At 46.5% G+C, this 11,773-nt stretch carries 11 protein-coding genes; 8 read left to right on the top strand and 3 right to left on the bottom strand.

Annotation, left to right across the window (positions count from 1 at the left end; all coding sequences use genetic code 11):
- The 3 genes from BUC26_RS18270 to BUC26_RS18260 form a co-directional block, all read right to left on the bottom strand.
- A partial coding sequence (locus tag BUC26_RS18270) for a hypothetical protein (protein ID WP_143166069.1) occupies nt 1–249 on the bottom strand: 249 nt, incomplete at its 3' end.
- A gap of 351 nt (nt 250–600) precedes the next feature.
- On the bottom strand, nt 601–1,530 hold the full coding sequence (locus tag BUC26_RS18265) for an AraC family transcriptional regulator (RefSeq protein ID WP_073378369.1): 930 nt from the start codon (nt 1,528–1,530) through the stop codon (nt 601–603).
- 63 nt (nt 1,531–1,593) lie between these two features.
- A complete protein-coding gene (locus BUC26_RS18260) occupies nt 1,594–3,210 on the bottom strand; it encodes a SpoIIE family protein phosphatase (protein WP_073378367.1) in 1,617 nt (538 codons plus the stop codon).
- Between the two features lie 431 nt (nt 3,211–3,641).
- Between BUC26_RS18260 and BUC26_RS18255 the strand changes: the two genes are divergently transcribed.
- The 8 genes from BUC26_RS18255 (at nt 3,642) to BUC26_RS18220 (ending at nt 11,705) form a co-directional block, all read left to right on the top strand.
- A complete protein-coding gene (locus BUC26_RS18255; RefSeq protein ID WP_073378364.1) occupies nt 3,642–4,625 on the top strand; it encodes an aldo/keto reductase in 984 nt (327 codons plus the stop codon).
- A gap of 12 nt (nt 4,626–4,637) precedes the next feature.
- The gene (locus tag BUC26_RS18250; RefSeq protein ID WP_073378362.1) at nt 4,638–5,384 is read left to right on the top strand and encodes an SDR family oxidoreductase; all 747 of its coding nucleotides are present in this window, start codon (nt 4,638–4,640) and stop codon (nt 5,382–5,384) included.
- Nucleotides 5,385–6,671: a multidrug effflux MFS transporter gene (locus BUC26_RS18245; protein WP_084540754.1), complete on the top strand. Its 1,287-nt coding sequence runs from the start codon at nt 5,385–5,387 to the stop codon at nt 6,669–6,671. It begins immediately after the preceding gene.
- A 14-nt stretch (nt 6,672–6,685) separates the two neighbouring features.
- Nucleotides 6,686–7,537 (top strand): aldo/keto reductase, encoded by an 852-nt coding sequence (locus BUC26_RS18240; protein WP_073378360.1) that lies wholly within the window; start codon nt 6,686–6,688, stop codon nt 7,535–7,537.
- A 234-nt stretch (nt 7,538–7,771) separates the two neighbouring features.
- Nucleotides 7,772–8,440: a flavodoxin gene (locus BUC26_RS18235; protein ID WP_208609830.1), complete on the top strand. Its 669-nt coding sequence runs from the start codon at nt 7,772–7,774 to the stop codon at nt 8,438–8,440.
- A gap of 32 nt (nt 8,441–8,472) precedes the next feature.
- Nucleotides 8,473–9,129 carry a hypothetical protein gene (locus BUC26_RS18230; RefSeq protein WP_073378356.1) on the top strand — a complete coding sequence of 219 codons (657 nt, stop codon included), beginning with the start codon at nt 8,473–8,475 and terminating at the stop codon, nt 9,127–9,129.
- Nucleotides 9,130–9,406: 277 nt separating this feature from the next.
- Nucleotides 9,407–10,498, top strand: coding sequence for an alpha/beta hydrolase (locus tag BUC26_RS18225; protein ID WP_208609829.1), 1,092 nt, complete (start codon nt 9,407–9,409; stop codon nt 10,496–10,498).
- 67 nt (nt 10,499–10,565) lie between these two features.
- Nucleotides 10,566–11,705 carry a (R)-mandelonitrile lyase gene (locus BUC26_RS18220; protein ID WP_073378380.1) on the top strand — a complete coding sequence of 380 codons (1,140 nt, stop codon included), beginning with the start codon at nt 10,566–10,568 and terminating at the stop codon, nt 11,703–11,705.
- Nucleotides 11,706–11,773 lie beyond the last annotated feature (68 nt).

The raw sequence follows: 11,773 nt of genomic DNA, 5'->3' as shown, positions 1-11,773 counted from the left end.
ACCGCCCGACTGCTGGATTGTGCTCACTGAGAGATTCCTGATGTACTTGGCGTACAAATATTCAACGGCCAGATCAGCGCCAGGAAGTTTGCTGGCCGCCAGACGTGAGCACCATCGGTGGGTTGTATAGCGCTTAAGTTCGGCGCTGCTATTGTGGTAATGGGCGGTTTTGCTGCCAGAATGATAGGTGAATCCGGTTTTTTGATCAAAAACGGACGTTTTTACCAGACTGAGTTCTTCGGTCATCATCGCCTCCTTTTTCTTTTTCAGAAAAAACAGAACGTTAATGACCTCAGTATATCATTTATGGGGTCTGAATTTTGTTACGTATAGACAGGAATAGTGTAAATTTGCAGAATTTCTTAAATGGTTAATATTGCCAATGCGAGCCTCTGTGATCCTGACAAAATGTGGTCCTTCAACTGATCATGGATTATCTCTAATAGGGTATTGCCTTTTTATTTCTAGGCTTTCAGACTGTTTTGTTGTTTGGATACAGTGGTAAGGTTAGTACGAATTCCAATGAAACGATATTGAGATTAGGAGTGGCAGGTTACTACTCGGTGTTTCCAAACTGCATCCGGTCTTCAAAATAGCACATCATGCCATTCCTTCATTAGGCATCTCTCTTAATTTTTTGATATCCCGCAATGGTGGAGCACCAAACAAGCGGCTGTATTCACGGTTGAATTGTGACGGGCTTTCATAGCCAACCAGGAAGGATACGGTAGCTGCATCTGTCGGTTCGGCAAGCATTAATCTTCGTGCTTCATTCAATCTTAAATTTTTCTGAAATTGCAGCGGGGTCATTGCAGTAATTGATTTGAAATGATGATGGAACGTGGAGATACTCATATTGACCTGTTTTGCTAGATCTTCGATACGGATTGGTTCAGCATAATTACTTTTTATCCAATCGATTGTTTGTGCTATTTGACGTCCCTGGCTGAATACGGCAGCTATTTGTCGTAAACGTTTTCCTTGATCCCCTGTAAGCAAACGGTACGTAATCTCTCTCGTTATTACCGGGGCCAAAACAGGAATATCTTCCTCTTCTTCAAGGAGATCAATCAACCTGCCAAAACATGAGAGGAGTGGTAAAGTAACTTTTCCGGTTGCTATTCCTCGCGGTGATTGTTGAACACGTGGTGGGGGTAGTTTACTGTCTGCCATCAACTGGGAAAGGTCCTGGAGGTCAAATTTTAACCGAAGCCCGAGGTATGGTTTATCCTTACTTGCGGAAGTGACTTCTGCTATCGTTGGGAGATGTACCGCTGTAATCAAATAATGATCAGCATCATACACGTAGGTTTCATTTCCAAGTAAAACACGCTTTTCTCCTTGGGCGATTATACAGATACCAGGCTCGTACATGCCACCCATGGGATCGGTCGGCTCATATCTTTTAAAGAGGGCAAGTCCAGGAACCAGTGTCTCTATCCGCTCCATTCCATCGGTCCACTTGGCAATGCTTGTCCCCAATGAGACCAATGCGTTTTTTATATTCTCGTTTACGATTTTCTCTTTCATTGGCTCCACCTGTTTTACAATTCGCTTAATGTGATTGATACCATAAACATTTTCAATCTGTTGTCATATCAGACGTTGAATCGCTAACATGGTCAGATCGTCTGAGCGTGAAGTATTCCCTTCAAAAGAGAATACCTGCTGCCTGATCTTATCAAGCAACTCTCTTGAGGAATTAATGGGCTGACCAAGGATTTCCTGCACGCGCGACCGGCTAAACAGCTCATCTCTTGAATTCATGGCTTCTGTCACTCCATCTGTAAAGCCGAAAAGGGTGTCGCCAGGGGCCAATTGGAGTTTACCGGCTTTATAATTTATATCGGCCATCACTCCCACGGCAGGTCCTGTCGGAGCGAGTTCCTGTTTTATACCATTCCTGCCGATTATATAGAGTGGCTCATGTCCTCCGTTGATATAGACGAGATCACCACTCTCTACTTCCAGTACACCGAAAAACAGCGTGGCAAACATCCCCTCTTGCCCGTGGTGGCGCACAAAATATTCGTTTGTCATTTGCACAACCCTTTGCTCTTTGCTTTGGAGTTCTCTATATTTCTGCCCAGAGCGAGGCCCGATTTGTAAAACATCTGTAGCCTTCGCGGTAAAAAACTGTTCGGAATACACCCGTATCAGACTTCGAATGAGAGCCATATAAAGCCCCGGTCCAATACCTTTGTCTGCCACATCAGCGATGACAAGTCCCAGTCTTTTGCCCGGCAGCTCAAAAACATCGTAGAAATCTCCGGATACTTTCTTGGCAGGATCAAAACAGGTAGCGATATCCCAATTCGCAAGGTTTGGAATTTCTCTGGGAAGAAAATTCTGCTGAAACTCCCTGGCTCTTTCAACATCAACCTCTAATTGTCTCATTCGGTGTATATCTCTTAACCCAATGATCATTTTATTGAAATTTTCCCTGAGTTCTCCTATTTCAGAATCACCTACCGGAGGAACCTGAAAGCTGAAATCTCCTTCTGCCACTCTGGTGGCAGCCTCGGACAGTTGTGTCACTGGCCTGACAAGCCTGCCGGCAAAAAAATGTGCTACTATTCGGAAAACGATTAATGCTCCCAACGAGATGAAAATGAAATTTAGAACCCCGTTCTTCAAGAGACATGAGATTCCCTGTTTATCAATAGTAACTTTATAAAGGTATTCTCCCCTGTCTGACGGAGATGTGATATTGACAAACAAGGCGATTTTGTGGGAGCTCAAAAACAAATTCGAATCCGAACCTACAAGTCGCTTTTCATAATGTGAGGAAAGGTCCTTGACCTTTGCCTGATCGATGGGGGCCACTCTCACAGTATCATCTTCATCAAGATGTAATCTCTGCCAGGGCTGATTATTGGCGGCACGTCCATAGATCGAGGTATCCAGAATAGTGTGAGCACTCGAGGTAAGATTGGCCAATGTCCGTGAAAGGGCTCTCAGTTCATGATGTTCTTTGTTGATCAAATTCCACCACACATCACCAGATTCATCGACATTCATTTCCGAAATTTCCGTTCGAACAATACGGGTAATTGAATCCGCAAGGTTTTTTTGTGATACGAAAATCCATGCAATAGAAGTTAAATAGAAAATCAGCAGGCCGAAAACTGCGAAATAGAGTGTAATCCTGCTTGATAGCGAGAGCTTGCTGAAGCGAAAGATCTCCGGTATAAAATGTATTGCTTTCATATAATTTGACCTGTTCTTCCCCTAGTGGTGTCTACTCAAACCCTTATAACCGGCAAAAAACCGGAGTATCGATTTACCTACTATTCCAATATATGCCTTTTCGTAAACCAGTGGTAGACTAATACTCTTGTATTATTGCCTGATTCTCCGAAAGGTGAAATTTAAAGTCTCCCTTTCTCTCCGTCTATCTGTCCAAACTTTAGTTCCCCCATCGCCCCCTAGAATTTTCATTCCTGTTTTTCTAAATGCCCCGGCATATTTCGCCGCCTTCATATTATCAGGCAATAATTGAGCAGGATTGATCTACCGGTTCTTGTCCGCACAGCATTAGTATATCCGACATCAACCCCCCATGTGTACAGCGTGAGGGCTACAAATTGCCGGACCATATTTCCGACGATGCAATACAAGACAATTGAAAGGAGAACAAAATGCAAAAACGCAAACTTGGAAACAGTGATTTGGAGGTCTCAGCCATCGGACTGGGTTGCATGGGCATGAGCCACGGTTATGGTCCTCCTGCAGATAAAAAAGAAATGATTGAGCTGATAACCAAAGCAGTTGATGAAGGAGTTACATTTTTCGATACAGCTGAAGTATATGGCCCATACACAAATGAAGAGCTGGTTGGTGAGGCCCTGGCCCCATTCAAGGGCAAAGTGGCCATAGCCACAAAATTTGGGATACAGATTGAAAACTGGAAGCAGGTTTTGGATAGTAAACCCTCAACTATAAGACAAACGGTTGAAGGCTCCCTTAAGCGTCTGCAAGTGGATGTTCTAGACCTTTACTACCTTCATCGTGTCGATCCACAGGTGGAAATTGAGGAAGTAGCGGGTACGATTCAAGACTTAATCAAAGAAGGTAAGGTCGGAAGTTGGGGACTTTCCGAGGCGGGCGTACAGACCATACGTCGCGCTCATGCTGTGCAACCGGTTTCTGCAGTTCAAAGCGAATACTCAATGATGTGGCGTCAACCTGAAGAAGAGCTGTTGCCGACCCTAGAAGAACTTGGCATTGGTTTTGTACCGTTTAGCCCCCTCGGGAAAGGATTTCTGACCGGTAGATTTGACAGGAGCACAACCTTTGACAACTCCGACTTCCGCAGTATTGTCCCACGTTTTTCGGCAGAAAACCTTGATGCCAATCAGGTGCTGGTGAATCTGGTGAAACGAATTGCTGCTGACAAAAACGCAACCCCCGCCCAAATAGCCCTATCCTGGGTATTGGCCCAAAAACCGTGGATTGTACCCATCCCAGGAACCCGTAAGCTCCATCGTCTTATGGACAATCTGGGAGCGGCTGATATTGCGCTGACAAAAGATGAGCTGAGTGAAATCAATACAGCGCTTACCAGTATAGAGATAGCTGGAGATCGATACCCCGCTGAATACGCCGAACGAGTAGGAAAATAACGAGGAATATAAATGAGCAATAATATAGAAGGCAAAGTCATTGTCATAACAGGTGCAAGCAGCGGACTCGGTGAAGCAGCAGCCCGCCGTTTAAATAACGAAGGTGCAACCATAGTCCTGGCTGCCCGCCGCTCGGAGCGCATTGCCGCACTGGCTGAAGAATTGAAAGCCAGCGGCGGCCAGGCCCTTGCGGTGACAACGGATGTTACCATTGCCGAGCAGGTTCAGACCCTTGTTGATGCTGCAGTCACGGAATTCGGGCGAATTGATGTCATGATCAATAATGCAGGTCTGATGCCCCACTCGCCACTTGAACGTCTCAAGCTCGATGACTGGAACAACATGATCGATGTGAATCTCCGAGGAGTACTGCATGGCATCGCTGCAGCACTACCCTACATGAAAGAACAGAAGTCGGGGCATTTCATTAATGTTTCCTCTGTTGCAGGTCATAAGGTTCGTCCAGGTGCTGCAGTGTATGCCGCGACGAAATTTGCTGTTCGTGCATTATCTGAGGGGCTTCGGCAGGAGGTCAAACCATATAACATCCGTACAACAATTATCTCTCCGGGAGCGGTTGCAACAGAACTGCCAAACAGTATTACCGAAGGGGATGTACAGGAAGTTATGCAGGGGTTTTACGAAGAATACGCAATACCAGCCGATTCCTTCGCCCGGGTTGTCGCTTTTGCCATAAGCCAACCGGAAGAGGTCGATATCAATGAAATCCTTTTCCGCCCAACAGCGCAGGAAGCATAGATGTCATTGCCATTACGCATAAAATCCTCAAAGAATAGGGTGATAACAGAACCTATTCCTTTAAAACCTGGATGGTATATTCTCTCAGTCCTGAGTCTACTGATGGGGTTTGCTTCAATCTCCACGGACCTGTACCTGCCGGCTATGCCGCTCATGGGCAGGTCGCTTGGTGCGGATGCGGGGATGATCGAGTTAACCATTTCCGGCTATCTCATAGGCTTCAGTCTCGGGCAGCTTTTTTGGGGACCGATCAGTGACCGCTACGGACGTCGTCCTTCGGTGGCTGTCGGGCTGATTATGTTTGTCATCGGGTCGGCAGGCTGTGCCCTGGCCGACAGTACAAATCAACTGATTATATGGCGGATCGTTCAGGCTATAGGTGCATGTGCAGGCGTTGCCTTGTCCCGCGCAATGGTCCGTGATCTCTATGAAGGCAATCGTGCTGCCCAGATGCTGTCCACTTTGATAACCGTAATGGCCATCGCGCCACTCATAGGGCCGTCTGTCGGTGGGCAGATTTTAGCATTTTCCGGATGGCGGGCAATTTTCTGGGTGTTGGTCGGAGTCGGGGTGATAACTCTCGCCGCTCTGCTGACGATTCCCGAAACCCTGCCTGCCGCCAGACGCAATCATGAACCGCTTGGCCGGGCAATGCTACGCTATATTACAATCCTGCGCGACAAACGTGTGCTCGGTTATATCGGAACAGGTGCGTTTCTATATGCCGGAATGTATGCCTATGTTGCGGGAACCCCTTTCGCCTACATCAGCTACTATCACGTACCTGCAGAGAATTACGGTTTGCTGTTTGGTCTTGGTATTGTCGGTATCATGCTTGCCAATATTCTCAATTCGCGACTGGTTCTGCGGTATGGCTACGACAAGGTGTTGCTGGCTGGTTGTTTCGTCTGCGCCCTTGCGGCTATCGTCACTGCGATTGCAGCCGGCAGCGGTTGGGGAGGACTCTGGGGACTGGTTGTACCGCTCTTGGTATTTGCCTCCACCACCGGTCTGATTGTGGCTAACTCCATCACCGGTGCCATGGCTCTTTTCCCTGAGCGGGCAGGTGCCGTTTCTGCGCTGACAGGTGCTCTTCAATACGGTAGCGGCATCTTCGGCTCCGGCCTTCTCGGTGTTTTCGCAGACGGCACCCCCTGTCCCATGGGATGGATTATTGCGTTTTGTGGAATTGGTTGCCTCCTCTCCACTACATTGCTTTTACCTGCAAAGTTCAGGAAACCTGGACTAACTGCAAATACTGAGGCTCACAATACAAAAAAATATTGAAAGGAGTACATATCATGGAAAAAATTGTTTTAAATAATGACGTGCAAATGCCAGTTCTGGGATTTGGCGTCTTTCAGATTTCCGACCACAAAGAATGCGAGCGAGTTGTTATTGGTGCCCTGGAGACAGGGTATCGCTTGCTTGACACGGCAGCGTCCTATCTGAATGAGGAGGCAGTTGGTGATGGTATAAAAAACAGTGGAATCCCACGTGAAGAGCTGTTTGTGACAACAAAGCTATGGCTACAGGATGCCGGCTACGAGAAGACTAAAAAGGCTTTTGATAAATCGCTTAAAAAACTACAGCTGGATTACCTGGATCTTTATCTCATCCATCAGCCTTATGGTGACGTCCATGGTGCCTGGCGAGCAATGGAAGAACTCTATAAAGACGGCAAAGTCAAGGCCATTGGTGTGAGCAATTTTCATCCGGACAGAGTTATGGACTTGATGATTCATAATGAAATAGCCCCGGCAATCAACCAGATCGAGACCCATCCGTTCTGTCAGCAGATCAAATCCCAACAATTCCTCGTTGAAAACAATATCCAGATTGAGTCCTGGGGGCCTTTTGCCGAGGGGAAAAACAATCTATTTACCAACGCATTACTGCAATCCATCGGTGATAAATATAATAAATCCATTGCACAGGTTGTCTTGCGCTGGCTCGTTCAGCGAAAAATTGTGGCCATCCCGAAATCGGTGCGCAAAGAGAGAATGGTAGAGAACCTGAGCATCTTTGATTTTACCCTCAGCACAGAAGATATGGAGGCCATTACCAGCCTTGATCAGGGTAGTAGCAGTTTCTTTGATCATCGTGATCCGGCAATGGTGAAGTGGCTCGGGGAAAGAAAACTTGATCTATAGCAAAAAACTATCACGACATAGAGTCTTGAGAAGGAAAAAGTGACGTTTCTCGCATTATTGGGCAATTATTCCATAGTATCATTCTACCGCTGTCAGCACTCCAGGCACTATAATAGTTCATCATAAGAGAGCCTTCCAACTTGGCTGAATACTACAGATTGAATCTCTGGAACACCCTGTAACAGGAGCTCCATGTTCACCTTCTATCGTTAAAATACCTCTGAAACAAATTCTATGGAAGAAACACATATCATGCAACCATCACGTCGTACTTTTCTAAAAACCATGGCACTGGGCATTGCCGCCTATGGTGTGCCTGCAAGCGTAAACCATGCATTGGCCGCAGTATCCGGCAGTGGGAAAACCCTGGTTGTCTACTTCTCATGGCCTGAGACCTTGACTCCACAGAACATGAGCAATGACGAGGCAAACAGCACAGTGGTCATTAACGGCAAAGTGCTGGGGAATACCCAGTATGTGGCCATGATTATCGCCGAGACAACTGGTGCTGAGATCTTCCGCATTGAACCAGTGAAACCATGGCCCCAGAATCATAAGCCACTCATAGCCCAGGCCAAAATCGAGCAAATGCGGGATTATCGCCCTGCAATAGCAAAACCGTTGAAAAATTTTCAGGATTACGACACCATTTTCCTCGGCTATCCTAATTGGTGGGCAGATCTGCCAATGATTCTCTATACCTTTCTGGAAACATATGATTTCTCTGGCAAGCGAATAATTCCGTTCAGCACTCATGGTGGCAGCGGCTTCTCCGGTACCATTCGCACCATTGCCGATCTGCAGCCAAAGGCAGAAGTAGTGCGAAATGGGTATACTGTCAGCCGGGACGTGGTGGCAGAGGCTGCACCAGAAGTCACCCGCTGGGTTAAAGAGACAGCATAGATGGTCAATCAAGTTCTTCTCTGGAGATTGTAATGAGGGTTACAATAGTACCCCGCCTGATTGTTGATCTGATTTTGCTTATCACTTTTGTACTCTCCCAGGCCAATCTCTATACAGGTAACCGTTTTCATGAGTGGAATGGAACCATCATGCTGCTTTGTATTGCCATTCACATTGGCATTAACCGGCACTGGTTTTTTGCGCTTTTTAAAGGGCATTACTCTTTCAGGCGTTGGCTTAATCTTTTTATAAAACTTGCTCTTGTTGGAATCTTGATAGCCTTGCTGTGGTGCGCATTTTTTATCTCCCGCACTGTGTTTATCTTTGACAGCATTGAGGGAACTAAGCGCTTATTGTTCATCCATGCCACTCTCTCCTACTGGCTCCTAGTGATGGCAGGCATGCATGTTGGCCTGTTTTGGAAGCGTATCCAGAACTGGCTTTGTCGCCTGATACCAACGATGTGCTGGGACAAGTATATAAGAATAAAAGCTATTTCGATGATATTGCTTGTCGGAGGTGGGGTCTACGCATCTTTTTCGCGAGAAATGGCTTCCAAGCTCTTTATGCTGCCAAGTGAGAACTACTATCTGCCGAATCAGGCAGTGGTAACCTTTTGTCTACTGAATCTGTCGATTTTTACCCTTTATGCCATTCTGACCCATTGGCTAATGCGTCTGGTTAAATAGCAGTTTTTTCGATCATTATGATCCAGCAATAGTCAAATGGCTTGGTCAAAGAAAACTTGATCTATAGCAAAAAACCATCACGACATAGGGTCTTGAGAAGGAAAAAGTGACATTGCTCGCATTATTGGGCAATTATTCCATAGTATCAATCTACCGGTGTCAGCACTCCAGGCACTATAATAGTTCATTATAAAGAGAGCTTTCTCACTTGGTTGGACGCTGCAATTTCCAGCTAACTAACGATGAAATCAATCATTGAATTAACAGGAGTGCAGATATGAAACTGAACGAACCCAGGATGTTTTATGCTCAAGTACTGATTCTCATCTGTTTGCTTGCGTCCTCATGCGCTATGAACGGTGGGAGTACACAGAATGGAACACTTACAATCAAAGAGCAGGGAAGTTTTGCAGCAGGTGGAACAGTCATCACCAGTCCAGGGGAATTTGACCCAAAAAATCTCTCTGCAACAGGAGGGCAAACCCTTCATGGTGACCATCTCTACACCTTTTACCAGATCCCAGAAGACGCCCGTCAACTGCCCCTTGTATTCTGGCATGGCTATGGTCAGTTCTCCAGGACCTGGGAAACAACCCCCGATGGACGCGAGGGATTTCAGAATATTTTTCTTCGTCGGAACTTTCCTGTTTATCTGATTGACCAACCTCGTCGAGGCAACGCAGGACGAAGCACTCAACCAGGTACCATAGCTGCTGTACCGGATGAACAGAAGTGGTTCAATATTTTCCGGGTCGGTATTTGGCCTGATTTTTTCCCTGGGGTTCAATTCTCTCAAGAACCAGAGAGTCTCAATCAATACTTCCGACAAATGACACCTGATACCGCACCAATCAATATCAATGTTAATGCTGAAGCCGTAGCAGCACTGTTTGACAAGATCGGCCCTGGTGTTCTTATTACGCATTCGCATAGCGGTGGAATGGGTTGGGTGACAGTTCTGAAAAGCGACAAGATACGCGGTGTCGTGTCATATGAGCCGGGCTCGGGTTTTATTTTCCCGGAAGGGGAAGTTCCTCCTTCTATGCCAAGCTCCGGCGGAACGCTTAAAGCCGAAAGCGTTCCTCTGGTGGATTTCATGAAGCTCACCAAAATCCCCATCATTATCTATTACGGTGACAATATCCCCGCAGAACCCATGGACAACCCGGGGCAGGACCAGTGGCGAATCCGTCTTGATATGGCAAAACTGTGGGTGGAAGCTGTCAACCGTCACGGTGGCGATGCCACGGTTGTTCATTTGCCTGAAATCGGGATTCACGGCAATACCCACTTCCCGTTTTCGGATCTGAACAATCTTGAAATCGCTGATTTGATGAGCGATTTCCTGAAAGAAAAAGGATTGGATTAAAAGAGATTTTCTTGCAGCATTTCATGTCGAAGAGATGCTGCAAAACAGTATCACTATCGGAGATATCATGAAAAAGTATTTGTTTCGAATCTTAACGACCATATTCTTAACCTCTCTCGGCATGAGTACTATAGCTATCGCAGAAAACAGCACGTCGAAGGAGTTGAGTAAGAAAGAAAAGGCACTTGTTCCCATTGCTTCTTTTACTGCAAGTGGCAATATCACTAAACTGAAAGAGTCTCTGAATCAGGGTCTTGATGACGGCTTGACCGTAAACGAGATCAAGGAAGCCCTTGTCCATATCTATGCCTATGCAGGTTTCCCCAGGGCTCTGATCGGAATCAATACGTTCATAGACGTTATGGATGAACGCCAGGCACAGGGTAAGGTCGATGAAGCTGGTAAAGAAGCATCACCCCTGCCTGCTAATTTTGACCGGAACGCATACGGGAATAAGGTCAGGAATACACTTGTCGGCAGGGATATATCGCACCGAACCAGCGGGTATCCTGTGTTCACACCGATTATCGACAAGTTTCTCGTGGAGCATCTCTTTGCAGACGTCTTTGTTCGAGATGTCTTAAGCCACAATCAGCGAGAACTTGTGACAATCAGTACATTGGCTGCTCTCCCGGGAACAGAACCAATGCTAAAAGGGCATCTTGGAATAGCGAAGCGAATAGGCTACAGCGAAGCGCAGCTTTATGACTTTATTAAGGTCCTAAGAGATAGAGTCAGTGGGCACGTTGCTGACAGGAGCGTCCTGATTCTAGCAGAAGCACTTGGAACCACAGATCCCCAAGCAAGCCCAAAGGCACTTAAAGTTACCAGAAAAGCATCTCCTGTAGTTGCCTCATCCGACTATTTCACCGGCAAAGCGACAGTTGAATCAAGGTTTTCCTCAGAAGCAACAGGCAGCTATGGCGGCGGTACCGTCAATTTTGAAGCAGGTGCTCGGACGGCCTGGCATACACACCCTGTTGGACAAACTCTTATTGTGACTTCCGGACGCGGTCTGGTTCAGTCCGAAGGAGAGTCTGTTCAGGAGATACTGCCCGGTGATGTCGTCTGGATTCCAGCAAATGAACGTCACTGGCACGGTGCCGCTCCTGACAGTGCGATGTCTCATGTGGCTGTTTCTGAACCTTTGAATGGGCTGAGGGTTCAGTGGATGGAACATGTTAGTGATGAACAATATAACAAATAGGATGTGATCAAGAATCTGGCATCATGGATACTGATAAATGATAACTTGCTGAAAAAAAAGGAATAATA

The sequence above is a fragment of the Desulfofustis glycolicus DSM 9705 genome, assembly GCF_900130015.1.
Lineage (GTDB): Bacteria > Desulfobacterota > Desulfobulbia > Desulfobulbales > Desulfocapsaceae > Desulfofustis > Desulfofustis glycolicus.
The sequence above is the reverse complement of the archived record's forward strand: the minus strand, read 5'-3'. Positions and strand labels throughout refer to the sequence as shown.

Coding starts and splice junctions, on each gene's coding strand:
- BUC26_RS18265 (WP_073378369.1), bottom strand. CDS start 1,530: ATGAAAGAGAAAATCGTAAACGAGAATATAAAAAACGCATTGGTCTCA.
- BUC26_RS18260 (WP_073378367.1), bottom strand. CDS start 3,210: ATGAAAGCAATACATTTTATACCGGAGATCTTTCGCTTCAGCAAGCTC.
- BUC26_RS18255 (WP_073378364.1), top strand. CDS start 3,642: ATGCAAAAACGCAAACTTGGAAACAGTGATTTGGAGGTCTCAGCCATC.
- BUC26_RS18250 (WP_073378362.1), top strand. CDS start 4,638: ATGAGCAATAATATAGAAGGCAAAGTCATTGTCATAACAGGTGCAAGC.
- BUC26_RS18245 (WP_084540754.1), top strand. CDS start 5,385: ATGTCATTGCCATTACGCATAAAATCCTCAAAGAATAGGGTGATAACA.
- BUC26_RS18240 (WP_073378360.1), top strand. CDS start 6,686: ATGGAAAAAATTGTTTTAAATAATGACGTGCAAATGCCAGTTCTGGGA.
- BUC26_RS18235 (WP_208609830.1), top strand. CDS start 7,772: ATGGAAGAAACACATATCATGCAACCATCACGTCGTACTTTTCTAAAA.
- BUC26_RS18230 (WP_073378356.1), top strand. CDS start 8,473: ATGAGGGTTACAATAGTACCCCGCCTGATTGTTGATCTGATTTTGCTT.
- BUC26_RS18225 (WP_208609829.1), top strand. CDS start 9,407: ATGAAACTGAACGAACCCAGGATGTTTTATGCTCAAGTACTGATTCTC.
- BUC26_RS18220 (WP_073378380.1), top strand. CDS start 10,566: ATGAAAAAGTATTTGTTTCGAATCTTAACGACCATATTCTTAACCTCT.